Here is a 24,370-nt window from a genome sequence, read left to right as displayed (position 1 = left end):
GCGACGCTACCGGGAGAGGAATTCCAGCAGCGCGCGGAATTCCGGCAGCGAGAGATAGCCGTCGCCGTCACTATCGGCGGCGGCCAGCAAGGCGTCGGCCGGTTCATCGATCCGGCCCGCACCGCAGTGTCGGATGAGCGATTCGAGTTCCTCGACCGAGATGCGGCCGTCGCCGTTGACGTCGAAAACCTTGAACGCGGCGTCGGCGTCGGTCACCTCGAGGCGCCCGCCGACCAGCGCCGCGTCGAATTCGGCCCGGGAGACCAGGAAGTCGCCGTTGGTGTCGGCGGCCGCGACGAGCCGTTCCACCGCCGCGTCGTCGACCTCCAGACCGAGCGCCCGGATGCCCGCCGTGATGTCCTCCACCGAAACGAGCCCGTCCCCGTCGCGGTCCCACAATCCGAACGTGTCCACCGGTCCATCACTCATGCCCGCTACCTTCGCCGCCACTACCGACCACAGCCGTCGGCGAACCGCGCGGACGACCACCCCACACTGTACGGATTCCGTTGGGAGCGTGAGATGCTCAGGCCGAACCCAGGGAACGCTCGGTACAGCGCCCTGCAAGGGCGACAGTCCCTACAGATTCGCCGGGCGCACGACCATCACCGATGCCGCTCGCTTGCCGCTTTCCCGCAACAGCGCGATCGCGCGGCCCTCCGGGTCGATGGCGGCGTAGACGTCCGGTATCCCCACCGGGTCGAGCCAGCGTCCGTTGCGCAGGTCATCGGCCTGCTCGGCGTCGATGTCGCGGTGCGGGAAGGCGGTGCGCACGGCCTGGTCCATATCGAGGCTCAGGGGTGGCGCGCCCGATTCCGCGGCGGCGGCCAGCTCGTCCAGGGTGCGCGCGTGCTCGAGGGTGAAGGGACCGACCCTGGTGCGGCGCAAGGCGGTCAGGTGGCCGCCGACGCCGAGCGCGGCACCCAGGTCTCGGGCCAGCGCCCGCACGTAGGTGCCCGAGGAGCACTCGACCACCACGTCCAAGTCGACGAAATCGCCGTTGTCGCGGCGGGCGAGCACGTCGAAGCGCGACACCGTCACCGGGCGGGCGGCCAACTGCACTTCTTCGCCCGCGCGGTGGCGGGCATAGGCGCGCTCGCCGTTCACCTTGATCGCGCTCACGGTGGCGGGCACCTGGTCGATGTCTCCGGTCAGTTCGGCTGTGCGCGTGGCGATGTCCGCGTCGTCGAGGTGCCCGGCCGGGGTCGTGACCAGCACCTCGCCCTCGGCGTCGTCGGTGCTGGTGGCCTGCCCGAGCCGGATGGTCGCGGTGTACGCCTTGGTCGTCAGGGTGAGCAGGCCGAGCAGTTTGGTCGCGCGTTCCACGCCCAGCACCAGCACACCGGTGGCCATCGGGTCCAGGGTGCCCGCGTGACCGATCTTCTTGGTGCGCAGCAGTTTCCGGCATCGCGCGACGACGTCGTGGCTGGTCCAGCCACCGTCCTTGTCGACGACGAGCAGCCCGCCGAGTGCGTCCATCAGACGTGCGCGATCGCGGTCAGGATGTAGCCGTCGGTGATCAGCCAACGACCGTCGAACGAGTGCAGCGGCGGCCCGCCGTCGGTGGTCTGCCCCGGCACCAGCAATTCGGTGTGGAAGCTGCCGCGCCCGGAATCAGCGGAGCTGTCCTCGATCTCGAACGTGATGCGCGCCTCCTCGAAGCCCAGCCAGCGCACGGTCAGCGGAAACCACGCCTTGTAGGTGGTCTCCTTGGCGCAGAACAGCAACCGGTCCAGGTGCAGGTCGGAGTCGGCGGTCTTCAGCCACTCCCGCTCCTCCGGCAGACTGACCGAATCCAGGACGCCGTCCGGCAGGGTGGCGTGCGGCTCGGCGTCGATGCCGATGGAGCGGAAGCGCAGCTTGTGGCCGAGCGCGGCCGCGCGATATCCGTCGCAGTGGGTCATGCTGCCGACGATCCCGCGCGGCCACACCGGAGCGCCGCGCTCCCCTTTGCCGATCGCGACCGGCTGCTCGCCGAGCTGCGTCAGCGCCAGCCGGGCACAGTGCCGCGCGCCGATGAAGTCACGGCGCCGCTTCTCCACCGACTTGGCGATGAGATGCTCCTCCGCCGGATGCGGCCGCAGGTCCTCCGGGTATGCCAGCAACTCGGCCGAGGCCACACCCGCGGGCAGAATGTTCTCGATCATCACCGATGAGCGTAGTCGAGCCCCACCGGGCGGACGCGCAGCGCCAGGCACGTGCAGCGTTGCCCGAGCCGGCCGGGAGCCGGCGCATCGCACGGCATGAGCCGAGCCCATCGAGGGCGCGGTTGCTTCGCGCCCACGAGGCGAGCGGGCGGGGCCTACCCCAGCCCGCGCCGCTGCTGCGCCTTGCTCCGCATCTCGGCCGCGGCGGCTTCCATCTCCGGGGTCACCTGGAAGTGGCCGCCCCACTTGTTCAACGTGCCCGGCGGGTACTCCGGGGTCGGCAGGATCTGGCGCAACAGCCGCTCGGGCAGGCCGCGGCGCTGCCATTCGCGCGGGTAGCCGAGCGAGACCTCCTCGAACCGGACGCCGTCGTAGTGCGAGGTGCGCGGAATGTGCAGGTGCCCGTACACCGAGCACACCACGTTGTAGCGGGTGTGCCAGTCCGCGGTCAGCTCGGTGCCGCACCACAGCGCGAACTCCGGGTAGAACAGCACGTCGGTCGGCTGCCGGACCAGCGGAAAGTGATTGATCAGGACGACGGGGGTGCCGGGGGCGAGCGCGTCGAGCTTGCGCTTGGTCACCTGCACCCGGGCATGGCACCAGGCGTCCCTGGTCAGGTACGGCTCCGGCGAGAGCAGGAACTCGTCGGTCGCCACCACATTGCGCTCCCGGGCGATCGCGAGACCCTCGGCCTTGGTGGTCGCGCCTTCCGGCAGGAACGAGTAGTCGTACAGCAGGAACATCGGCGCCAACGTGACCGATCCGCCGTACTCCTCGGCGCCCGCGCCCTGCCAGACCGGATAGGGGTCCTCCGGGGTGAGCACGTCCAGGTCACGGCACATCGACACCAAGTAGTCGTAGCGCGCCACCCCCGGCATCTGCACCGGATCCTTCGCCGTGGTCCACAGCTCGTGGTTGCCCGGCACCCAGATCACCGTGGCGAACCGGCTGCGCAGCAGTTCCAGCGCCCACCGGATGTCCTCGGTCTTCTCCCCCACGTCGCCGGCCACGATGAGCCAGTCCTCCGGCGAGTCCGCCCGGATCTGCTCGACGACCGGCCGATTCCCCTGGTGCCCGACGTGAATGTCGCTCACCGCCATCAACTTGGGTATCACCACACCTACCTTGGCACATCCGTCCGGATTCGCACGCACCGGCCGAGCCGGGTGTCGGTCACCTCGGTATCTCGGCGCCGACCTGGGCCCACCGGCCCGACAGCGCCCGCCACGCGACGGCGAGCAGCCGCAACATCATGAACGCGGCGAGGCCGGACCAGATTCCGGCGACGCCCCAGTCGAAGGCCAGCGACAACCAGATGGCGGGCAGGAAGCCGAGCAACGCCGCGCCGAGGGTGGTGGTGCGCAGATACGCCGCGTCGCCCGCGCCGAGCAGAACGCCGTCCAGGGCGAAGACGACGCCCGCCACCGGGATGAGCGCGACGAAGAACCACCACACCACGTGGGTGCGCTCGAGCACCGCCGGGTCGTCGGTGAACAGCGCCGGAATCGCCATCGCCCCGGCCGCGAAGCAGGCGGCGAGGCCGAGGCTGAAGATCTCCGACCAGCGGGTCACCCGCCGCGCGATCGCGCGGGCGCCGGTGGCGTCGCCCGCGCCCAGAGCGGCGCCGGTGAGGGTCTGCGCGGCGATGGCCAGGGCGTCCAGCGCCAGTGCCAGGAAGTTCCACAGTTGCAGCACCAGCTGGTGAGCCGCCACGGACGCGGCCCCGAAACGCGCGGCGACCGCCGCCGCCGAGACGAAGCAAGCCTGGAAGGCAAAGCTGCGGGCGATGAGATCGCGCCCGAGCACGAGCTGGGCCCGCATGACCGGCCACCGAGCGGCGAGCGGAACGCGTTCGCGGACCAGTGCGTTCAGGAACAGGATCGCGGTGACGACCTGACCCGCGACGTTCGCCACGGCGGAGCCCGGCAGGCCCAGATGCGGCGCACCGAGCAGTCCGTGCACCAGTACCGGGCACAGGACGCCCGACACCCCGAGCCCGGCAACCACGTAGACCAGCGGCCTGCGCGTCTCCTGCACGCCCCGCATCCAGCCGTTGCCCGCCATGGAGATCAGGATCAGCGGCACGCCGAACAGCGCGATCCGCACCCAGGCCAGCGCTTCCACCGCGATGTCGCCGCCGCCGGCGATGGCGTTGGTCACCGGCACGGCGAACGCCTGGACCAGCAGCAGGATCGCGGTGCCGACGGCGGTCGCGATCCAGGTGGCCTGCACGCCTTCTGCGACGGCTCCCCGGTGGTCGCCCGCGCCGTGGCGACGCGCCGAGCGTGCGGTGGTGCCATAGGACAGGAAGGTGAGCTGCGAACTGGTCTGCGCCAGGATCAACCCGCCGACGGCGAGACCGGCCAGCGCGAGCGCGCCGAGCCTGCCGACGACGGCAAGGTCGAACAGCAGGTAGATCGGCTCGGCGACCAGCACGCCGAGAGTGGGCAACGCGAGCCCGAGAATGCGCATCGGCCCGGCCGCGGCGGCGCGCCCCGGCTCCGGCCCGGCCGCGGGTAGGACCTGGTCACCGATTTCCGCGCCACTGGAACCCTGCCCGTTCACGTACACCTCCCCCGCTCGCACACCTCCGGGACCACCATCGTTCGCTCACCTTCGCACGGCTCACCGACAACCACGGCAGCGTGCGGCTCCGGTGAGCGGGCGATGTCCACGCGGCGGCGTGCGGCGGGCGTCGCAGCCGACGGTTGCGGATCGGCAGGGCGACACCGATGACCAACCTCTGGGTGACCGCGCAAGCGTCTCGGCTCGGCTACGTGTGCGAGATGGCACGCAGGCACGCTCCCGCCACAGGGGTCGGGCGCGAGTCGCCCCGGGACGCGGCCGACGACTGCCGAGGCGTGCGCCGCAGCCGTACACCAGCCTGCGGATGCCACGAGGGTCGGTCGATCGGCGAACACCCCCGGACCCGAGCGGATCTCGCGGAGTGACCCGAAAATGACACGGGCCAGCGATTTTTCGTCGAAGACCACGGTCACCCGAGGGCGGCCAGCAGCGCACCGACCAGATCGTCTGGCGTGCCGTACCCGGTGTATCCGGCGGCGAAGCGGTGGCCGCCACCGCCCAACGCTGTCGCCACCTCCGCGACGTCCACCCCGTCGCCGATGCACGATCCGCTGTCGCGCGAGCGGAGTGACACCGTCCACCGGTCGGGTACGAGACGGGATTGCTTGAATACCGCGGCGACTCCCGCTTCGGCGGTCGTGCGCACGATATCGATCACGCTCTCGACTTCCTCCGACCGCACGTCATCGATGTCGTCGCGACGCACGAACGCGTACACCAGGCCCACACCGCCGCGCACGTCCGGGACGAGCTGCGCCGTCCCGAGCACCCGCGCCAGCATGGGCAGCCACCCGAACGGGTGGGTGTCCATCAGCGTGCGGGCGATCTCCGCGCCGTCGATCCCGGTGGCCAGCAAGCGTTCCGCCAGTTCGTGCGTACCCGGCCGCACCCACCGGAACGAGCCCGTGTCGGTGACCAGACCGGCGTAGAGGCAATGCGCCACCTCCGCGTCGATCGGCACGCCCCACACGTCGAGCAGCCGGGCGACCAGGCTCGTGGTGGACTCCGCGGCGGGATCGATCACGTTGATCGCGCCGAAACGCGTGTTGGACCGATGGTGATCGATCACCATTGTCGTTGCCGCGCCGGACAATCGGTCCGCGAGCGCGCCCAGCCGGCCCGCACTGCCGCAGTCGACCGCGACGAGCAGGTCGACCTCGGCGCGCACCGCGGCGGGCGCCACCAGATACCGCACGCCGGGCAGCGACCGCATCGACGCGGGCAACTCCGCCGGTTCGGCGAACGACACCTGCACCGGGATCCCGCGCCGGTGCAGAACCAGCGCCAGCGCGAGACCGCTTCCCACCGTGTCCGCATCGGGCTGCACATGGCAGACGACGGTCACCGAGCGCGCGGCCTCCAGCGCCGCAACGGCCATGTCCAAGTCGGCCGTTTCCCGCATCGTCGTCATCGACTACCGCATGTCACTCGTCGGCGTCGCGTTCGGCCTTGTAGGGGTCGGCTTCGCCCGCGTGCCTGGCCGTCGCGGCCACCTTGGCGACCTCGTCGTCCAGTGCCCGCGCCCTGGCCAGCAGTTCCTCCATCTGCCGGGCCGCGTCGGGCACCCGGTCCAGCACGAATGCCAGCGTCGGGGTGAACTTCACCCCGGTTCCAGCGCCCACCTTGGAGCGCAGCACACCCTTGGCCTTCTCCAGGCCGGCCGCCGCGCCTTCGTAATCCGGTTCGGCGTCGATGGTTTCGCCCATCACGGTGTAGTACACCGTCGCCTCCCGGAGATCGCCGGTGACCTTGGCGTCGGTGACAGTCACGAAACGCAGCCGCGGATCCTTGACCTCGTATTCGATCGCGGTCGCGACGATCGAGGAAATCCGCTTGGCGAGTCGGCGTGCCCTGGCTTGGTCCACCATGGCCGTTTCCTCCTCACTACTAACTCTGTCGATGGCGGGCGGAGCGTGGACCGGTGTGGCCCACCCGAGCTCCGTCCTCCGCGCCGTCGCTGGGCCGCGTCAGTCTTCGGGGCCGAAGATTCGGCGGCGCACCGCCAGCAACTGTAACTCCGGACGGGACGCGACGTGCCGTTCACAGCGGTCCAGCACCTCGGTCAGGTGATCCATGCCCGCGCTGACCATGGCCACGCCCAGGAGCGAGCGACGGTATAGATCGTGTTCCCCACCTTCGGCCGCACTCACACCGAATCGCTGCAATTCGGCCAGAATCGGCCGGATCACCGAGCGCTTCTGTTTCAGCGAGTGCACGTCGCCGAGCAGCAGGTCGAACTCCAGTGCACCCAGGTACACACACCCTCCAGTGTCGGGACGACCGAGCCGGACGCCGCGCATTTCGCGCGGCGTCCGGGTTCGTATCGGTCGGTCAGTCGCGCGGCTTCTCGCGCAGCTCGTAGGCCTCGATGATGTCGCCCTCCTTGATATCGGAGTAGGTGACCGTCATACCGCACTCGTAGCCCTCGCGGACCTCGGTGGCGTCGTCCTTCTCCCGGCGCAGCGACGAGATCGTCATCGTCTCGGCGATCACCACGTTGTCCCGGAGCAGGCGTGCCTTGGCGTTGCGCTTGACCGAACCCGACGTGACCATGCAACCGGCGATATTGCCGATCTTCGAGGAACGGAAGATCGCCCTGATCTCGGCCCGGCCCAGCTCGACCTCTTCGTAGATCGGCTTGAGCATGCCCTTGAGGGCCTTCTCGATCTCGTCGATGGCCTGGTAGATCACCGAGTAGTACCGGATGTCGACACCCTCGCGGTTGGCCAGCTCGGTCGCCTTGCCCTCGGCGCGGACGTTGAACCCGATGATGATCGCGTTCGACGCCGACGCCAGGTTGACGTTGGTCTCGGTGACGCCACCGACACCGCGGTCGATCACCCGCAGACGCACCTCGTCGCCCACCTGGATCCCCAGCAGCGCCTCTTCGAGGGCCTCGACCGTACCCGAGTTGTCGCCCTTGAGGATCAGGTTCAGCTCGCTGGTTTCCTTCAGCGCGGCATCCAGATCTTCCAGGCTGATCCGCTTGCGGCTGCGTGCGGCCAGCGCGTTGCGCTTGCGCGCATTGCGCCGATCCGCGATCTGCCGGGCGATCCGGTCCTCGTCCACCACGAGCAGGTTGTCACCCGCGCCCGGCACCGACGTGAAGCCGACGACCTGGACCGGCCGCGACGGCAGCGCCGCCTCGACGTCCTCGCCGTGCTCGTCGACCATCCGGCGCACCCGGCCGTAGGCGTCTCCCGCCACGATCGAGTCGCCGACCCGCAGCGTGCCGCGCTGGATGAGCACGGTCGCCACCGGGCCTCGACCGCGGTCGAGGTGGGCCTCGATGGCCACGCCCTGGGCGTCCATGTCCGGGTTGGCCCGCAGGTCCAGCGCCGCGTCTGCGGTCAGCAGGACGGCCTCGAGCAGAGCGTCGATGTTGATGTTCTGCCTGGCGGAGATGTCCACGAACATCGTTTCGCCACCGTATTCCTCGGCGACCAGACCGTACTCGGTGAGCTGCTGACGAACCTTCTGCGGGTTCGCGCCCTCCTTGTCGATCTTGTTGACCGCCACCACGATCGGCACGTCGGCCGCCTGCGCGTGGTTGATCGCCTCCACCGTCTGCGGCATGACGCCGTCGTCGGCGGCGACCACCAGGATCGCGATGTCGGTGGCCTTCGCACCGCGGGCACGCATAGCGGTGAACGCCTCGTGACCCGGGGTGTCGATGAAGGTGATGAGCCGGTCTTCCTCGCCCAGGTGGGTGAGCACCTGGTAGGCGCCGATGTGCTGGGTGATGCCGCCCGCCTCGCCCTCGCGGACGTTCGCCTTGCGGATGGTGTCCAGCAGTCGGGTCTTACCGTGGTCGACGTGACCCATGACGGTCACCACCGGCGGACGCTGTTCGAGGTCTTCCTCGCCGCCTTCGTCCTCGCCGTAGGTGAGGTCGAACGATTCCAGCAGCTCGCGGTCCTCGTCCTCGGGGCTGACCACGTGGACGACGTAGTTCATCTCGCTGCCGAGCAGCTCGAGGGTCTCGTCGTTCACCGACTGGGTCGCGGTGACCATCTCGCCGAGGTTGAACAGGGCCTGTACCAGGGCGGCCGGGTTCGCGTCGATCTTCTCCGCGAAGTCCGACAGCGACGCGCCGCGGGCGAGCCGGATGATCTCGCCGTTGCCGCGCGGCAGCCGGACGCCACCGACGGCGGGCGCCTGCATCGAGTCGTACTCTTGCCGCTTCTGCCGCTTCGACTTGCGGCCGCGACGGGGCGCGCCACCGGGACGGCCGAACGCGCCTGCCGCGCCACCGCGGCCACCGGGACCACCCGGACGACCGCCGCCACCGCCGCCGGGACGACCACGGAAGCCACCGGCCGCACCGCCGCCACCGGCACCGGGCGCACCGGTACCCGCACCGGGGGCGCCACCGCCGCCGCCGCGGTAGCCACCGCCACCGCCGCCGCCGGGACGACCTGCACCGGCGCCGCCGCCGGGACGACCCGGACGACCTGCGCCGGGGCCTCCGGCGCCGCCCGGACGCGCCGCACGCGACGGCATAGCACCGGGGTTCGGACGAGGCGGCATCGAGCCGGGGCTCGGCCGCGGGCCACCGGGACGCGGACCACCGGGGCCGGCCGACGGGCGCGGACCGCCCTGAGCCGGACCGGGCCGCGGACCACCCTGAGCCGGACCCGGACGGGGACCGCCCTGAGCCGGACCGGGACGCGGACCACCCTGACCGGGGGCCGGACGCGGCGCGGGACGCTCGGGAGCCGACGAATAGGGGTTGTTACCGACGCGCGGGGTCTTCGGCCCCGGGCGCGGGCCGGAAGCGGCGCCGCCCTGGCGCTGACCACCGGGGCCGGGCGCACCGGGCCGCTGCTGCTGGCCGGGACGCGGGCCACCCGGCGTCGGACGCGGACCCGCCGGAGCGGGCGCGGAACTCGCCGTCGCACCCGAAGCCGACGCGGCCTGCGGGGTGATCGATTCCCGGGCGGGGGGCTTGGGCGACGGGGACGGTGCCGGACGCGCGGCGGGACCCGGCTTCACGGCCGGGGATTCGCCGGTGCGCGCGGCGGGAACGGCGGTCTCCTGCACGGCAGGCGCCGGGGTGGGCGCCGGCGGACGGGGACCTGGACGCGGGCCACCGCCCGCGGGCTTGGCGGCCGGACGGCCGGACGGTCCGGGGCGTGCGCCCGGCTTGTTGCCGTTCGACGGGGCAGATTTCGCCGCGAACGACTCACGCAGCCGACGCGCGACGGGTGCTTCCACCGTCGAGGACGCCGACTTCACGAACTCGCCCTGCTCCTTGAGCGTTGCGAGTAGTTCCTTGCTCGTGACACCGAGTTCTTTGGCCAACTCGTGCACGCGGGCCTTGCCTGCCACTGCTCTCCTCACTGAGAGGTCGAGCAGCCCCACCGTTCTGGCGACGGCGGCCCGCACGACCTCGGGTTATCTCCGATGGACGTTCATCGTTGGTACTTCACGGTGTGCTCATGAGTGCTCGTGCCTGTTCTCGAGGTAATGCTCCAGGGCTGAGATATCCAGATGTCCGGACACTCGTAGTGCTCTGCCGATCGCTCGGCGCCGCTCCGCCGCGCGCAGACAAGCCGAAAGGGGGTGCATCCAGGCACCCCGTCCAGGAAGTCTGCGCCGCGGATCGGGAACGATCTCGAGGACGTGGGAGCCGTCTCCGGTCTCACGATCCCGAGCCACGATCCGCAACAGATCGACGGCCAGTACTCGCTTCCGGCATCCGATACACGTCCGTACCGGAGCTGCTCGGCGCTGGGGCGCCGGGGGCTGCTCGGTGGTGCGGTCGGGCGTTGGAACCGAAGGCTCGGACTGAACCTTGGACCACTCTACCGCTGCCACGCTCGGAACGCCGAACCCCTCCCCCGCGGAAGTTACGAACATGTCATCCCGAGCACTCCGCGGGCGGGCTCCGGTCAACTCCGATGCGCCTCCGTTCGCACGGATCCGCCCATGTCGGGGGCGGCGTCGCTGCGGATATCGATGCGCCAGCCGGTCAGCCGCGCGGCCAGGCGGGCATTCTGGCCCTCCTTGCCGATCGCCAGCGAAAGCTGGAAATCCGGGACCACGACGCGGGCCGCCCGGGCCTCGGCGTCGACGATAGTGACCGATACCACTTTCGACGGCGAGAGCGCATTGCCGACGAAGGTCGCCGGATCGTCGGCGTGATCGATGATGTCGATCTTCTCGCCGGCCAGCTCGCTCATCACGTTGCGCACGCGCTGCCCCATGGGCCCGATACAGGCGCCCTTGGCGTTCACGCCGGGCACGGTGGTGCGGACGGCGATCTTGGATCGGTGGCCCGCCTCCCGCGCCACGGCCACGATCTCCACCGAGCCGTCGGCGATCTCCGGCACCTCCAGCGCGAACAAGCGCCGCACCAGGTTCGGGTGGGTGCGCGACAGCGTGATCTGCGGACCGCGCGAACCGCGGGAGACGCCGACGACGTAGCACTTGATCCGGTCACCGTGCTCGTAGGTCTCGCCCGGCACCTGCTCGGCGGGCGGGATCAGCCCCTCCGCGCCGTGCAGCTCACTGCCGATGCGCACCACGACCGTGCCGCGGGCGTTGGCGCGCGCGTCGCGTTGCACCACGCCGCCCACGATGTCGCCCTCATGGGTGGAGAACTCGCCGAAGGACTTCTCGTTCTCGGCGTCGCGCAGCCGCTGCAGCACCACCTGCCTGGCGGTGGTCGCCGCGATCCGGCCGAACCCCTCCGGGGTGTCGTCCCATTCGGAGATCAGATTGCCGTCGGCGTCCACTTCGCGCGCCATCACCCGGACCACACCGGTCTTCTGGTTGATGTCGATGCGCGCGTTGGGCTGGTGGCCCTCGGTGTGGCGGTACGCGGTCAGCAGCGCCGACTCGATCGCGGAGATCACGGTCTCGATCGAGATCCCCTTGTCGGCGACGATCGCGCGCAGGGCTTCGATTTCGATGTTCATTCCACGGTCCCTTCGGTCAGCGAATCGGACGCAGTCACGGATTCGGAGAGTGCATTCGGTGTTCCTCGGAGCTCCGCGGCGTCGTCGACCGCCACCGCATCTTCCTGGCCCGGGGCGGGCCGCCCCGGAACGACTCCGCCCGCGAGTTCCAGCTCCCGCGCGCCGGGCGGGGAGAACTCGATCTGGACGACGGCTGTGGCGATGTCGGCGAGCGGGATCGTCACCCGGTGCGGGTCGCGTTTGCCGCCGAGCACCAGCGCCACCGCATCACCGGAGAGCGCGCCGACCCTGGCCTCGAAGCGGGCCGATCCCTCCGGCGGCTGCGCGCCCTCGCGCAGTGTGACGCGCACCTTGCGCCCCCGCGCCCGTCGCCAGTGCCGGTCGGCGGTCAGCGGTCGATCGATGCCCGGGGTCGTGACTTCCAGCAGGTAGGGCGTCTCGCCGAACTCCCCCGCCTCGTCCAGCAGCGCCGACAATTCGGTGCTGAGGTTCGCGAGCGCGTCCAGATCGGAGGTGTCGCGATCCACGGTCACCTGCACCCGAGCCTGCGCGTCCACGCGCTTGCCCGCCGTCGAGATCTCGACGCCCTCGAGGTCGAATCCTCGGCGTTCCACGAGGCCAGCTACGAGCTGGCTCACCCTTTCCTCGGTCGGCATCGGCATGTGGGGCGGCTCCTGGTTCAGTTGTGACGCGGCGGGAGAATTCTCTACCGAAGGTCTAGCGTAACGCGCCACGAGAGTGTAAAGGACCAGTGGTCGAGGACTTTGCGCGCCACGGCCGACGCTCGTCCGGTGACGCCCCGCGAATCTGGCACGATGGTGCCGTGCCCATCCGCCTTCCCGCCCCGCCGCGTGCCGGGCGCACTTCCGGCATGCCTTCCGACCGGCACCAACCCCGCCTCGCCGCGCTGGATCGTCGCAGCGCGCTACGTCTCGCGGGCGGCGGAACGGTCGGCGTCCTCGCCCTCGGGGCCCTGGCGGGCTGCACCGGCGACGACGTGGTCCACGAGCCGGATCCCCTTGCCGCGCAGGAGGTTGTGGCCCGCGCCGACGCCGCCGCCGCGACCGCGGCCGTCGCCGCCGCACCCGAGCGGCACGCCGCGTTGACCGCGATCGCGGCCGAGCGCACCGCCCACGCGGACGCGTTGCGAACCGAGATCGACCGGGTGATCGGCGTCTACGCCGACGGCACCAAGCCGGTGCACCGCACCCGCGCCAACGGTTCCGGCCCGTCGGCCGTGGCTTCGGGCAGCGCCGCACCGCTCACCGCGCCGCCCACCGTCGACGCGCTGCGGGCGCAGCTCACCGAGTCCCGGAAATCGGCCGCCGATCTGGCTCGCGCCCTGTCCGGCCACCGGGCCGGCCTGCTCGCTTCGATCAGCGCCGCCTGCGCGGTGCACGCTGGGGTGTTGCTGGCATGACAGAGGCCGAACGCGAAGCGCTGGTGGACGCGCTGAACGCCGAGTACGGCGCGGTGTACGCCTACGGGGTGATCGCCGCCTACGCCTCGCCGGAGCGCACCAGGCTGGTCGCCGAGCACACCGCCGCGCACCGGGCCCGGCGGGACGCCACCGTGGACGCCCTCACCTTGGGCGGTGCGACGGTGCCGCCGCCCGACGCGGCCTACACGGTGCCGTTTCCGGTCACCGATCCGATCGCCGCCGCGCGGCTGGCCGTCACGGTCGAGTCCGATACGGCCGTCGCCTGGCGGTCGGTGGTCGAGCGCGGCGCGTCCATGGCCATCCGGCGCAGCGGGGTCGACGCGCTCACCGAAGCCGCCGTCCGGCTGGCCACCTGGCAGTCGATTCTCGGCGCCGATCCGCCCACCGTCGCGTTTCCCGGCAAAGCCTGACCCGGCGACGGGCACCGAGGCGTCGAGCGATCCGTTGCGCCGCACCGGCCCGTGCGCCGGTGCGGCGAGTGCGGCCGTCGGCAGCCCGCCGAAGACGCCGCACCGGGGACCAATGCGAGCACCGCTATCTATGCGAGCACCGCGCGATCGATGCCAGCGGCGAGCGATCGATGCCAGCGGCGGCCGACGGATCGCCCCGGGCCGCCGCTCGGCGCACGATTCCTACGGGCGCATCTCGTACGCGCCGTCGTAGGACGCCACCTCTGCCCACACCCGGTCGAAGCGCGGGCGATCGGCGACCGGAGGCCGCAGTGCGGACGCGGCCCAGCCCTGCTGGTCCGGAGTAGCTGACGACTTGCCGTACAGCGCCGTCGCGTAGGCGTTGAAATCGCGGATCTGGAAGTCGAAGATCTGGTCGATCAGGTCACGGTCCAGGCCCGTGATCGCGGCCTGCTCCAGGATCAGCTGGCCGTAGACCACCAGGGAGAACAGGTGGCCGATGGTCAGCATGAAGTCCAGATCCTTCTGCTGGTCCGCGTCCGGCGCCGCTGTGGTCAGCAGCGTGCGCAGCGCCTGCGCCTGCTCGTAGAACCGGCCCACGTTCGGAATGTCGGCGTGCTTGTCGTAGACCGGCGTCCAGTCGGCGAAGCGCACCTTGCCCGCACCCCGGGCCGGGCCCTGACGCCAGAAGAACGCGTCGTCGGCGGCGTCCTGCCGGGTTCCGATCTCCGGGTAGTCCTGCGGGGCGAACAGGTAGTTGGGCATGAACTTCAGGATCTGCCCGACGTTCACGTGCACCGTGCCCTCCAGCCGGGGCAGCGTGTTGATCAGGCGCTGCACCTCGGCGAAGTAGGTGTTCTTCTCGAATCCCTTGGCGGCCAGCACATCCAGCAGCAGCGTCATGACCGTTTCGCCCTCGGAGGTCACCTTGGACTTCGTCATCGGGTTGAACAGCAGGTACCGGCGGTCCTCCAGGCTCGCGCTGCGGAAGTAGTCGACCGCGCGATCGCTGAACAGCTTCATCGCGACGATGCGCGCGTAGGCGTCGACGAAGTTCCCCCGCACGTGCGGGAAGTCGGTGACCGGGTTGCCGTAGAGGATGCGGTTGTTCGCGTGCGTGATCGCCTCGTAGAAGGAGTGCTCGACCATGCCGATCCCGCCGTGGCAGAGGTTGAACTTGCCCACGTTCACGGTATTCAGCGCGGCGGAGAACGCCTCGGGGCCGGTGTGCAGGATGTCCTCCGCGCGCACCGGGTAGTTCTCCAGGCGGAAGGTGCTGACGTACATCTGCTGATGCACGACGTTGCCGAGCAGTCGGTAGTTCTCGTGCCGGGAGTCGGCGGCGAACCAGACGTAGGCGTCCGCGCCCTCCAGGTCGGAGCGCCGGGAGAACACCGACACCATGCTGGCCACGTTGCCGTTGCCGATGTAGTACTTCTCGCCGTTCGCGCGGAAGAGGATGCCGGCTTCGGCGTCCGCGCTGCCGGGTTCGGTAGGCGTGAGGACCAAGTCGGTGTTGTAGATATCGGCGCCGTGGGTCTGCTCGGACAGACCGAACGCCATCACCTCGCCGTCGGCCAGATCGGCGGCCGCGCGCTTCTTGGCCGCCTCGTTGTCGCTCTGCCAGATCGGTCCGAGGCCGAGGATGGTTACTTGCTCGGCGTACCAGTACGCCAGGCCGTAGAAGCCGAAGATCTCCGACAGCGCCGCGTTGCGCGCGGCGTCCCAACGCCGGTTCGGGTCACCGTCGGCGTAGGCCGCCGGGGTCAGGAAGGTGGCGAACAGCTTCTCCTTCTTCACGAAGTCGAGGAAGTCCGCAGTCCACACCGCGTTCGCGTCGTCGGCGAGCAGACGCTGCTTACCCCGGCCCTCGAACCACTCGATGGTGGCGCGCAACAGGCGCCGCGTTTCGGCGTCGAACTGCTGCGGGTCATAGGTGGCGGGATTGAACAGCCGCGCGTCGGTGTTTGTCATGCCGGTTAACTTACCAGCGGGTAATAGCAGCGTCGGCGCGGTCTACGGATCTGTGACCAGCAAATACAGGTTACGGTCACGTAGGGTGGCGGGCCCCTGGTTCCCCCGGTCGGAGCAGTCAGCGGGCAGCGCGGCGATGGCCCTGGTCCGGACAGCGAGCGGCCCCCGGCGGATTCCGCCGGGGGCCGTTCGAGTACCGGGTCAGCCGCGGACTCGGGCTACCACCGCGTCCACCGCAGAGGCGGCGGGAAGTTCCTCGGCCTCGCCGGTGAAGCGGTCGCGCAGTTCGACCTTGCCCTCGGCCCAGCCGCGGCCGATCACCAGCACCAGCGGCATGCCGAGCAGCTCGGCGTCCTTGAACTTCACGCCCGGCGAGGCGGTCCGGTCGTCGAAGAGCACGTCCAAGCCTTGGGTGTGCAGGCCGGCCACCACGTCCTCCGCGCCGGCACGGGCCGCTTCGTCCTTGTTCGCGACCACGACGTGCACGTCGTAGGGCGCGACCGCCGCGGGCCAGCGCAGCCCCTTGTCGTCGTGCTGCTGCTCGGCGATCACCGCGACCATGCGCGAGACGCCGATGCCGTAGGACCCCATGGTCAGCCGCACCGGCTTGCCGTTCTCGCCGAGCACGTCCACCTCGAACGCGTCGGTGTACTTGTTGCCGAGCTGGAAGATGTGGCCGATCTCGATACCGCGGGCCGCCACCAGCGTGCCCCGGCCGTCGGGCGAGGGATCGCCGTCGCGGACCTCGGCGGCCTCGATGGTGCCGTCCGGGGTGAAGTCGCGGCCCGCCACCAGACCGACGACGTGCTTGCCCGGTGCGTCGGCGCCGGTGATCCAGCTGGTGCCGGTGCCGACGCGGGGATCGGCCAGGTACCGAACACCGTTGGCCTGCAGCGCCTTCGGGCCGATGTAGCCCTTGACCAGGAACGGATTCTCGGCGAAGTCCGCCTCGGTGAGCAGCTCCACCTCGGCCGGTTCGACCGAGGCGCCGAGGCGCTTGTCGTCGACCTCGCGGTCGCCGGGGACGCCGATGCCGACGATCTCGGTCTTCCCGTCGGGGTGCCGCAGCTTGACCATGACGTTCTTCAACGTGTCGGCCGCGGTGACCGGACGACCGTAGCGCTCGGCGATACCGGCGCTGTTGGCCCAGTCGACCAGCGTCGCGATGGTCGGCGTGTCCGGGGTGTCGTGCACCTCGGCCGCCGGCTGTCCTTCGATCGGCAGCGGTTCGGGAGCGGGCGTGACCACTGCCTCCACATTGGCCGCGTAACCGGATTCCGGGCAGCGCACGTAGGTGTCCTCGCCGACGGGGCTGTCGGCCAGGAACTCCTCCGACGCGCTGCCGCCCATCGCGCCCGAGGTGGCGGCCACAATGACGTACTTGACCCGCAACCGGTCGAAGATGCGCTGATAGGCCTCACGGTGCGCGTCGTAGCTGGCCTTCAGGCCGTCCTCGTCCAGATCGAAGGAGTAGGAGTCCTTCATCACGAACTCGCGCCCGCGCAGGATGCCCGCGCGCGGACGCTCCTCGTCGCGGTACTTCGTCTGGATCTGGTACAGCGTGACCGGCAGGTCCTTGTAGGAGCTGTACTCGCCCTTCACGGTGAGCGCGAAGAGTTCCTCGTGCGTGGGGCCGAGCAGGTAGTCCGCACCCTTGCGGTCGCGCAGCCGGAACAGGCCGTCGCCGTACTCGGTCCACCGGTTGGTGGTCTCGTACGGATCCCGCGGCAGCAGCGCCGGTAGCGAGATCTCCTGGGCGCCGATCGCGTCCATCTCCTCGCGCACCACGTCCTCGACCTTGCGCAGCACGCGCAGGCCCAGCGGCAGCCACGAGTAGACACCCGGGGCGACGCGGCGCACGTAGCCGGCACGGACCAACAGTTTGTGGCTCGGCACCTCGGCGTCGGCGGGATCGTCGCGGAGAGTTCGCAGGAACAGGCGGGAGAGGCGGGTGATCACGGAAGCACAGGGTAGTCGCTGGCCGGTCGCCGGTCCCAGCGCATTACCGTATTCGTTCGTGCTGGTGCTGCTGCCTCCTTCCGAAACCAAGTCCGATGGCGGCGCGGGGACGCCGCTCGCGCTGGACTCGCTGGCGATGCCGCAGCTCACGGCGGTGCGGGCGCGGCTGATCGATGAAGTGGTGCGATTGGCGGCCGACCCGGAACGTTCGCGAACCGTGCTCGGCCTCGGCAAGGGGGCCGACGGCGAGATCGCGCGCAACGCCGCGCTGCGCGTTTCGCCGACTCGTCCCGCGCTGGAGCGCTACACCGGCGTTCTCTACGACGCGCTCGACGCGCGCTCGTTCAGCAAGGCCCAGCGAGCCAAGGCGTACGCCCGGCTCGGCATCGGCTCCGCCCTGTTCGGCGCGGTCCGCGCGGCTGACCCCATCCCCGCCTACCGGCTCTCCGGCGGCTCCAAACTGCCCGGCCTCCCGACCCTTTCGGCCCTCTGGCGCGACGAGCTGGCCGCGGCGCTGCACACCGAGGCCGCGGGCGAACTCGTCGTGGACCTGCGCTCGGGCACCTATCAGCAGCTGGGGCGGGTGCCCGGCGCGATCACCGCGAACGTGCTCACCGAGCATCCGGACGGCTCGCGCACGGTGGTGAGTCATTTCAACAAGCACCACAAGGGCCTGCTCGCGCGTGCCCTCGTGCTCAGCAGGGCCGAACCGGCCGACGTCCGAGGGGTCGCGCGGGTGGCGGCCAAAGCGGGGTTGCGAGCCGAGATCGCCGCACCCACCGAGCTGCTGATCATCACCTGAGCGCGTCGGGCCGCTCCATGGCGAGCGCGACCAGCTCGGCCGCGAGATTGGCCCGCGCCGCCGACTCGTACCGGCGGCGGGCGGCGGATGTCCGGAACAGGTACGGCTGATCGGCCAGCTTTCGCAATACCGCGGCGCGGCCCGCCCGGAACAGGTCGTCCGGAACGTGCCGGTACTCCGCGCGCACGGCCCGCGTATAGGCGGCGTAGCCGGACGCGTCGGCGGCGAGTATCGCCAGGTCGGCGTCGCAGAGCACGTTGCCGTTGCGGTCATCGGCGGCGGTGTGGTGGGTCGCGGTGAGGCGAACCAGCCTGCCGACTTCGCCGGTCAGCTCCGGCGACGCGCCCAAGGCAGGCAGCGTCGACTCCGCCAGTTCGGCGCTGCGCTCCTCGTTGTCGGCGCGATCGACCGCGTAGATCGCGTCGTGGAAGAAGGCCGCATAGCGCACCGCGGCGATGTCGTCGGCGTCGTCGGCCAGGTCGTCGACGACCGCCAGCACGGCCGCCAGATGCTCGACCGTGTGGTAGCGCCGATGTGGCTCGCCGTAGCGCTCGACCAGATCCGAACCCACCGCACCGGAGTGCTCCCCCGCCAGCTCGATCCAGCGCGCCAGCACACGTTCCTCCACCGTCATGCGCACAGTCTCACGCAACCGCCTGCGCACGACAATGGCGCGATCCACGGCGCGCATCACCGGCGCGCATCACCGGCACATCGGCGACAGGGGACGCACCGGCGAATCGTAGGACCGCCGCGGAAATGGTGTACAGACCGTCGGCACACGGGGAAGGCTATGAGCTGGACAGTAGTAGTCGAGCCGCTTCTCGCCTCTCGTTCCGTGGGATCGGAGGTCCGGCGAGAGCCCGCGGCACCGCCGATGCTCACCGAGCGAATCGAGGAGACATGCAGACCATCGCGCACTGGCTCGACGGCAAGGCTTTCGCGGGCACCAGCGAGACGACCGCGCCGGTGACCGATCCGGCGAGCGGGACGGTGACCGGACGGGTCACGCTGGCGAACGTCGCCGACACCCGCGCGGCGATCGATTCCGCCGCCGCGGCCTTCCCCGCCTGGCGGGACACCTCCCTGGCCCGGCGCACCCAGATCCTGTTCCGCTTCCGCGAACTGCTCAACGAGCGGAAGGACGAGCTGGCGCGCTTGATCACCGCCGAGCACGGCAAGGTCGTCGCCGACGCGACCGGCGAGGTGAGCCGTGGTCTGGAAGTGGTCGAGTTCGCCTGCGGCATACCGCATCTGCTCCAGGGCGGCTACACCGAGAACGCCTCCACCAAGGTCGACGTCTTCGCCGTCCGCCAGCCGCTCGGACCGGTCGCGGTCATCTCGCCGTTCAACTTTCCCGCGATGGTGCCGATGTGGTTCTTCCCGCTCGCCATCGCCGCGGGCAACACCGTGGTGCTCAAACCGAGCGAGAAGGACCCGTCGCCGTCGCTGTGGCTGGCGCGGCTGTGGGCCGAAGCCGAGCTGCCCGCGGGCGTCTTCACGGTGGTGCAGGGCGACAAGGTCGCGGTCGACGAACTGCTGGACAACCCGGCCGTCAAGGCCGTCTCGTTCGTCGGCTCGACTCCCGTCGCCCGGTACGTCTACCAGCGTGGCACCGCCGCGGGCAAACGGGTGCAGGCGCTCGGCGGCGCGAAGAACCACATGGTGGTGCTGCCGGACGCGGACCTGGACCTGGCCGCCGACGCCGCGGTGAACGCCGGGTTCGGTTCGGCGGGCGAGCGGTGCATGGCGATCAGCGTGGTGGTCGCGGTGGGCGCGACGGCCGACGATCTGGTCGGCAAGATCGCCGAGCGGGCCAGGACCATCAGGATCGGCGACGGCGCGCGCGGCGCCGACATGGGCCCGCTGGTCACCCGCGCGCACCGCGATCGGGTCGCGGATTACATCGCGGCGGGTGAATCCGCAGGGGCCACCGTGGTTCTCGACGGACGAGGCGCGCGAGCCGACGGCCCGGCGGACGGATTCTGGCTCGGACCGACAATCCTCGACCATGTGGGCACCGATATGAGCGTCTACACCGACGAGATCTTCGGGCCCGTGCTGTCGGTCGTCCGCGTCGACGGCTACGACGACGCGCTGGCGCTGATCAACGCCAATCCCTACGGCAACGGCACCGCCCTCTTCACCAACGACGGCGGCGCCGCCCGCCGCTTCCACAACGAGGTCGAAGTGGGAATGGTCGGCATCAATGTCCCGATCCCGGTCCCCATGTCCTACTACAGCTTCGGCGGCTGGAAGAACTCGCTGTTCGGCGACGCGCACGCGCACGGGGCCGACGGCGTGCGGTTCTTCACCCGCACCAAGGCGGTCACCACGAGCTGGCTCGACCCCAGCCACGGCGGGCTGAACCTCGGCTTCCCACAGAACAAGTAGGCACCGGCCGGTGACCCGGGTTGAGAGCGTTGACCTCGCCCGACCGGCATCCCCTCTGAACCGCAACGCTTTACGACTGCCGCGGCGGCCGCCCTACGGGAATGCCGCGCCGCGGCCGGTTGTTCGCTCAGAGCGTGACCAGTACCGCAGAGCTTTCCGACGACCTGAAGAAATACCTCGACGAAGAGAAGGTCTTCGCCACCGCCGCCACGATCGGGCCGAACGGGCAACCGCACCTGACCGTGATCTGGCTCAAGCGTGACGGCGACGACCTGCTCTTCTCCACCACGACCGATCGCCAGCAGGGCAAGAACCTCGCCCGCGACCCGCGGATCACCGTGCTGATCAACCCGCCGGACAACCCGTACGTCTACGCGGAGATCCGGGGCAGCGCGACGATCACCCCCGATCCGGAGAAGACCCTGCCCGACGAACTGTCGGCGAAGTACACCGGACAGAAGTACGCGGATTTCAACCCGGCCTCCGTCAACGACGGACCACGAGTAATCGTGCGGGTGACGCCCCGACGAGTAGCGGGGCGTTTCTGATATCCAGCGCCTGCGGCGCTGGGTGTTCGCCGCATGCTCGGTCTCGCTGCGCTCGAACGACGTGGTCGCGGTGCGCTGGGCATGACGGCCGGACACCTGATGACCCGGGGTTCGGGCGGGTCTTGCCGATGACCGAGGGAGCGCGAACCGGCCGCACTCATACAGCGGTGACGTCCGGACAGCAGCGAGACTGCAACAGGCCCTGCACGCGTGCAGTGCGGGCTGCGGCTCGAACACATCCGCCGGCACCGCCCGCTCCACCACAGTGGTGAGAGGGTCGAGACGCAGCTGCGGCCCGGTCGACCGCTCAACTATGTCTGCTGGGCTTCATCCTGGGCGTGCTGGGCCATGGCGAGTTGCTGCGGGGTGAAGCGCAAGGTCAGGGCGACCAGTCCGGCCGCGAACGCGATGAGGGCGCAGACGAACAGGACGAGGGTGTAACCGTCGCCCAGCGCGGCGATCTCCGCGGGTGTCATCCCGGCCACCTTCTCCGTGCGGCCGCCGAGTGACAGGGTGCGGGAAGCGGCGATCGGGGTGAGCAGGCCGATGGCCACCGGAGTGGCCAGGTTCATGAACATCTGGCCGACCGCGGCCAGCGGGCCGATATTGGCCGGCGGCACACCGACCAGCACGCACAGCGGCGAGAGCACCATGGCGACGCCGACGCCGAAGCCGATCACCACCAGCAGGGGCAGCAGCGTCGCGAAGTACATCACCTCGCCGTCGAGCGTCGAACCGAACAGCAGCCCGACGCCGAGCACCGCGGCCGCGCCGGCGAGCAGCCAGCGCGGCGCGATGTACAGCGCCGCCTTGGAGGCCACCGCGCCGCCGACGCCGATGCCGACGGTGAACGGAATCGCCGCGACACCCGCCTTGAGCGGACCGTATCCGATGACGTTCTGCATGAATTGGGCGACGAAGAAGGTCATCGCGCCGAGCACGCCACCGGCCAGGAAGATCAGCAGGAAGGTGGCGATGCGGTCGCGGCTGTCGAACAGCGACCAGGGCAGCAGCGGGTCGTCCACCCGTCGTTCCAGCGCGATGAAGACGATCAGTAGCACCACGCCCGCGATCAGGGAACCGATGATCGCCGGGTGCCCCCATCCCATCTCCGGCCCCTCGGTGGCCCCGAAGACGATCGCCGCGCAGGCGATGGTGCCGAGCACCGCGCCGGGGATGTCCAGCGCCGAGCGGTGGTGTTCGGTGTCGGCGAGTTTGTAGGCCGCGCCGAGGATGATCAGCGCGCCGATCGGGACGTTGATCAGGAAGATCCACCGCCACGACAGCTGGGTCAGCGCACCGCCGACCACGAGCCCGCCGACCGAGCCGATGCCGACCATCGAGCCGACGATCGCGATCGCCTGGTTGCGCGCCTTGCCCGGCGCGAAAGTGGTCGCCACGAGGGCGAACGCGGTGGGCGCCGCGACCGCCGCGCCCGCGCCCTGCAAGGCCCGCGCCGCGAGCAGCATCGCCTGGTTCTGCGCGAGCCCGCACAACAGCGAGGCCAGGGTGAACACCGCTACGCCGACCACCAGCATGCGCTTGCGGCCGAACGCGTCGCCGAGGCGGCCGCCGAGCAGCATCAGACCCGCGAAGGTGAGCCCGTACGACGTCACCGTCCACGCGCTACCCGCGCTGGACAGCCCCATCTCCTCCTGCAGCCGGGGCAGCGCGAAGATCACCACCGTGCCGTCGAGCACGACCATGAGCTGCAATCCGCTCAGGACTAGGATGGCGAGCCCGAAGGCCCGCTGCGTCACTGGATACTGCATCGTCGCAGCGGGGTTCCGAAGCACAGTGAGTCACTGTAATTGATGCTGTCCCCGGCCTTGCCCGCCCACCGATCCGGCGGCGACTCGGCGAGGCTCGGATCGTCCGGCGTCACCCGGTGGCCGCGCTATCCCGTGGCGGAGTCGGCGTGCGGGACGACGTTGTCGGCCGAGAATCCGGCGGTCGGGCCGATCACCACGATCGCGGGTGGGCGAATGCCTTCGGCGCGCACCCGGGCGGCCACCGTGCCGAGATCGGCGCGCAGCACGCGCTGGGTGCGCAGGGTGCCCTCCTGGATGACCGTGGCGGGCGTGCCCGCGGGGCGCCCGCCGTCCAGCAGGGCGGCGGCGAACTGTTCGATCCGCTCCACCGCCATCATCAGAACCAGGGTGCCGCGCAGGCGGGCCAGCGCGGGCCAGTCCACCAGCGAGTCCGGGTGATCCGGCGCGACGTGCCCGCTCACCACGACGAACTCGTGGGTGACGCCGCGGTGCGTCACCGGGATGCCCGCGGCGGCGGGCACCGAGATGGGACTGGTGACACCGGGCACCACCGTGACCGGAACACCCGCGGCGACGCACGCCTCCACCTCCTCGTACCCGCGCCCGAACACATAGGGGTCGCCGCCCTTGAGCCGCACCACGAACTTGCCCGCCTTCGCGCCCTCGACCAGCGCGTTGTTGATCGCTTCCTGTGCCATCGCCCGCCCGTACGGGATCTTCGCGGCGTCGACCACCTCGACCTCCGGCCCGAGTTCGGCGAGCAGTTCCGGCGGCGCGAGCCGGTCGGCCACCACCAGGTCCGCCCTGGCCAGCAGCCGCCGCCCGCGCACGGTGATCAGGTCCGGATCGCCGGGACCGCCGCCCACGAGGGCCACCCCGGGCGCGATCGGCGTCGAGTCGTCGCTCACGACACCCGATTGCAGAGCTTCCAGCAACGCGTTGCGCACGGCCGCCGACCGCCGGTGCTGGCCGCTCGCCAGCACACCGAGGGTCAGCCCGTCGTAGCGCGCGGTGGCCGGAGTGACCGCGGTGCCCAGCCGTGCCGTGTCGGCCCGCACGCAGAAGATCCGCCGCCGCGTCGCTTCGGCGACGACTGCCGCGTTGGTCTCGGGCTCGTCGGTGCACGCGATCGCGTACCAGGCGCCGTCGAGGTCGCCGTCGGCGTAGTCGCGCAGCGTGACGGTGATCTGCCCCGAGGTCGCCATCCCCTCGACGGCGGGCGTGACCGCACGACTCACCACGTGGACGTCCGCGCCGGAAGCGATCAGCAGGCCCAATCTGCGCTGCGCCACCGTCCCGCCGCCGACCACGACGACGCGCCGGCCGTGCAGATCGAGCCCGACCAGGTAGTTCGGGTCGCCGGTGGGCTGGTCTTGCGTTGCGTCTGACGTGTTCGGCACAAGTTTCGAGCCTA

Annotated in this window: 22 protein-coding genes; 5 read left to right on the top strand and 17 right to left on the bottom strand. The window is 70.5% G+C overall.

All coding sequences use genetic code 11. From position 1 onward, the window contains the following. Window positions 1–6: 6 nt before the first annotated feature. The 12 genes from LTT66_RS23845 to rimP all read right to left on the bottom strand — a co-directional run bounded on the left by LTT66_RS23845 (window position 7) and on the right by rimP (window position 12,318). Window positions 7–429: an EF-hand domain-containing protein gene (locus LTT66_RS23845; protein ID WP_233060740.1), complete on the bottom strand. Its 423-nt coding sequence runs from the start codon at window positions 427–429 to the stop codon at window positions 7–9. A gap of 150 nt (window positions 430–579) precedes the next feature. Beyond that, window positions 580–1,479 carry a tRNA pseudouridine(55) synthase TruB gene (gene truB, locus LTT66_RS23840; protein ID WP_233060739.1) on the bottom strand — a complete coding sequence of 300 codons (900 nt, stop codon included), beginning with the start codon at window positions 1,477–1,479 and terminating at the stop codon, window positions 580–582. Then, on the bottom strand, window positions 1,479–2,147 hold the full coding sequence (npt, locus tag LTT66_RS23835) for a 4'-phosphopantetheinyl transferase Npt (protein WP_195064462.1): 669 nt from the start codon (window positions 2,145–2,147) through the stop codon (window positions 1,479–1,481). Before npt ends, truB begins: the two co-directional genes overlap by 1 nt. 155 nt (window positions 2,148–2,302) lie before the next feature. Next, window positions 2,303–3,262: a metallophosphoesterase family protein gene (locus tag LTT66_RS23830; RefSeq protein ID WP_233060738.1), complete on the bottom strand. Its 960-nt coding sequence runs from the start codon at window positions 3,260–3,262 to the stop codon at window positions 2,303–2,305. Window positions 3,263–3,320: 58 nt separating this feature from the next. Further along, window positions 3,321–4,619, bottom strand: coding sequence for an MATE family efflux transporter (locus tag LTT66_RS23825; protein WP_233069373.1), 1,299 nt, complete (start codon window positions 4,617–4,619; stop codon window positions 3,321–3,323). Between the two features lie 523 nt (window positions 4,620–5,142). Next, window positions 5,143–6,144 carry a DHH family phosphoesterase gene (locus tag LTT66_RS23820; protein WP_233060737.1) on the bottom strand — a complete coding sequence of 334 codons (1,002 nt, stop codon included), beginning with the start codon at window positions 6,142–6,144 and terminating at the stop codon, window positions 5,143–5,145. Window positions 6,145–6,157: 13 nt separating this feature from the next. Next, window positions 6,158–6,601 carry a 30S ribosome-binding factor RbfA gene (rbfA, locus tag LTT66_RS23815; RefSeq protein WP_181720519.1) on the bottom strand — a complete coding sequence of 148 codons (444 nt, stop codon included), beginning with the start codon at window positions 6,599–6,601 and terminating at the stop codon, window positions 6,158–6,160. Between the two features lie 99 nt (window positions 6,602–6,700). Next, the gene (locus tag LTT66_RS23810; protein WP_181720520.1) at window positions 6,701–6,991 is read right to left on the bottom strand and encodes a DUF503 domain-containing protein; all 291 of its coding nucleotides are present in this window, start codon (window positions 6,989–6,991) and stop codon (window positions 6,701–6,703) included. Between the two features lie 73 nt (window positions 6,992–7,064). Beyond that, window positions 7,065–10,064 (bottom strand): translation initiation factor IF-2, encoded by a 3,000-nt coding sequence (infB, locus tag LTT66_RS23805; RefSeq protein WP_233060736.1) that lies wholly within the window; start codon window positions 10,062–10,064, stop codon window positions 7,065–7,067. A gap of 108 nt (window positions 10,065–10,172) precedes the next feature. Then, complete coding sequence (locus LTT66_RS23800) at window positions 10,173–10,439, bottom strand: YlxR family protein (RefSeq protein ID WP_233069372.1); 267 nt, start codon at window positions 10,437–10,439, stop codon at window positions 10,173–10,175. Between the two features lie 188 nt (window positions 10,440–10,627). Beyond that, window positions 10,628–11,656 carry a transcription termination factor NusA gene (gene nusA, locus LTT66_RS23795; RefSeq protein ID WP_195095758.1) on the bottom strand — a complete coding sequence of 343 codons (1,029 nt, stop codon included), beginning with the start codon at window positions 11,654–11,656 and terminating at the stop codon, window positions 10,628–10,630. Continuing rightward, window positions 11,653–12,318, bottom strand: a complete 666-nt coding sequence (gene rimP / locus LTT66_RS23790) for a ribosome maturation factor RimP (protein WP_233060735.1) — start codon at window positions 12,316–12,318, stop codon at window positions 11,653–11,655. Before rimP ends, nusA begins: the two co-directional genes overlap by 4 nt. 161 nt (window positions 12,319–12,479) lie before the next feature. Here rimP and LTT66_RS23785 point away from each other — a divergent pair, with 161 nt between their 5' ends. Both LTT66_RS23785 and LTT66_RS23780 read left to right on the top strand, forming a co-directional pair. Then, entirely contained in the window at window positions 12,480–13,076 is a 597-nt protein-coding gene (locus tag LTT66_RS23785) for a hypothetical protein (RefSeq protein ID WP_233060734.1), read from the top strand. Next, the gene (locus LTT66_RS23780) at window positions 13,073–13,507 is read left to right on the top strand and encodes a ferritin-like domain-containing protein (RefSeq protein WP_195064467.1); all 435 of its coding nucleotides are present in this window, start codon (window positions 13,073–13,075) and stop codon (window positions 13,505–13,507) included. Before LTT66_RS23785 ends, LTT66_RS23780 begins: the two co-directional genes overlap by 4 nt. A gap of 222 nt (window positions 13,508–13,729) precedes the next feature. On the opposite strand, the gene LTT66_RS23775 is transcribed toward LTT66_RS23780, so the two are convergent. Both LTT66_RS23775 and LTT66_RS23770 read right to left on the bottom strand, forming a co-directional pair. Further along, window positions 13,730–15,481: an acyl-CoA dehydrogenase family protein gene (locus LTT66_RS23775; protein ID WP_233060733.1), complete on the bottom strand. Its 1,752-nt coding sequence runs from the start codon at window positions 15,479–15,481 to the stop codon at window positions 13,730–13,732. A 201-nt stretch (window positions 15,482–15,682) separates the two neighbouring features. Further along, entirely contained in the window at window positions 15,683–17,440 is a 1,758-nt protein-coding gene (locus LTT66_RS23770) for a proline--tRNA ligase (protein WP_233060732.1), read from the bottom strand. A gap of 58 nt (window positions 17,441–17,498) precedes the next feature. Here LTT66_RS23770 and yaaA point away from each other — a divergent pair, with 58 nt between their 5' ends. Further along, complete coding sequence (yaaA, locus tag LTT66_RS23765) at window positions 17,499–18,242, top strand: peroxide stress protein YaaA (protein WP_233069371.1); 744 nt, start codon at window positions 17,499–17,501, stop codon at window positions 18,240–18,242. Here the strand turns inward: yaaA and LTT66_RS23760 are convergent. Continuing rightward, window positions 18,235–18,876 (bottom strand): HD domain-containing protein, encoded by a 642-nt coding sequence (locus tag LTT66_RS23760; RefSeq protein WP_233060731.1) that lies wholly within the window; start codon window positions 18,874–18,876, stop codon window positions 18,235–18,237. The genes yaaA and LTT66_RS23760 overlap by 8 nt on opposite strands. Before the next feature lie 269 nt (window positions 18,877–19,145). Between LTT66_RS23760 and LTT66_RS23755 the strand changes: the two genes are divergently transcribed. Beyond that, a complete protein-coding gene (locus tag LTT66_RS23755; RefSeq protein ID WP_233060730.1) occupies window positions 19,146–20,636 on the top strand; it encodes a CoA-acylating methylmalonate-semialdehyde dehydrogenase in 1,491 nt (496 codons plus the stop codon). A gap of 134 nt (window positions 20,637–20,770) precedes the next feature. Then, window positions 20,771–21,184, top strand: a complete 414-nt coding sequence (locus tag LTT66_RS23750) for a PPOX class F420-dependent oxidoreductase (protein WP_233060729.1) — start codon at window positions 20,771–20,773, stop codon at window positions 21,182–21,184. Window positions 21,185–21,495: 311 nt separating this feature from the next. Here LTT66_RS23750 and LTT66_RS23745 read toward each other — a convergent pair whose 3' ends face one another. Together LTT66_RS23745 and cobA are read right to left on the bottom strand one after the other, a co-directional pair. Beyond that, on the bottom strand, window positions 21,496–22,956 hold the full coding sequence (locus LTT66_RS23745; RefSeq protein WP_233060728.1) for an MFS transporter: 1,461 nt from the start codon (window positions 22,954–22,956) through the stop codon (window positions 21,496–21,498). A 125-nt stretch (window positions 22,957–23,081) separates the two neighbouring features. Next, window positions 23,082–24,356 carry a uroporphyrinogen-III C-methyltransferase gene (cobA, locus tag LTT66_RS23740; RefSeq protein ID WP_233060727.1) on the bottom strand — a complete coding sequence of 425 codons (1,275 nt, stop codon included), beginning with the start codon at window positions 24,354–24,356 and terminating at the stop codon, window positions 23,082–23,084. Between the last annotated feature and the right edge of the window lie 14 nt (window positions 24,357–24,370).

This window comes from Nocardia gipuzkoensis, from assembly GCF_021183645.1.
Lineage (GTDB): Bacteria > Actinomycetota > Actinomycetes > Mycobacteriales > Mycobacteriaceae > Nocardia > Nocardia abscessus.
The sequence above is the reverse complement of the archived record's forward strand: the minus strand, read 5'-3'. Positions and strand labels throughout refer to the sequence as shown.

Bases quoted from the DNA above. Each gene is read 5' to 3' on its own strand.
- npt (WP_195064462.1), bottom strand. From the start codon at position 2,147: ATGATCGAGAACATTCTGCCCGCGGGTGTGGCCTCGGCCGAGTTGCTG.
- LTT66_RS23745 (WP_233060728.1), bottom strand. From the start codon at position 22,956: ATGCAGTATCCAGTGACGCAGCGGGCCTTCGGGCTCGCCATCCTAGTC.
- LTT66_RS23820 (WP_233060737.1), bottom strand. From the start codon at position 6,144: ATGACGACGATGCGGGAAACGGCCGACTTGGACATGGCCGTTGCGGCG.
- LTT66_RS23780 (WP_195064467.1), top strand. From the start codon at position 13,073: ATGACAGAGGCCGAACGCGAAGCGCTGGTGGACGCGCTGAACGCCGAG.
- truB (WP_233060739.1), bottom strand. From the start codon at position 1,479: ATGGACGCACTCGGCGGGCTGCTCGTCGTCGACAAGGACGGTGGCTGG.
- LTT66_RS23775 (WP_233060733.1), bottom strand. From the start codon at position 15,481: ATGACAAACACCGACGCGCGGCTGTTCAATCCCGCCACCTATGACCCG.
- rbfA (WP_181720519.1), bottom strand. From the start codon at position 6,601: ATGGTGGACCAAGCCAGGGCACGCCGACTCGCCAAGCGGATTTCCTCG.
- nusA (WP_195095758.1), bottom strand. From the start codon at position 11,656: ATGAACATCGAAATCGAAGCCCTGCGCGCGATCGTCGCCGACAAGGGG.
- LTT66_RS23845 (WP_233060740.1), bottom strand. From the start codon at position 429: ATGAGTGATGGACCGGTGGACACGTTCGGATTGTGGGACCGCGACGGG.
- rimP (WP_233060735.1), bottom strand. From the start codon at position 12,318: ATGCCGATGCCGACCGAGGAAAGGGTGAGCCAGCTCGTAGCTGGCCTC.
- LTT66_RS23755 (WP_233060730.1), top strand. From the start codon at position 19,146: ATGCAGACCATCGCGCACTGGCTCGACGGCAAGGCTTTCGCGGGCACC.
- LTT66_RS23825 (WP_233069373.1), bottom strand. From the start codon at position 4,619: ATGCGCATTCTCGGGCTCGCGTTGCCCACTCTCGGCGTGCTGGTCGCC.
- LTT66_RS23760 (WP_233060731.1), bottom strand. From the start codon at position 18,876: ATGACGGTGGAGGAACGTGTGCTGGCGCGCTGGATCGAGCTGGCGGGG.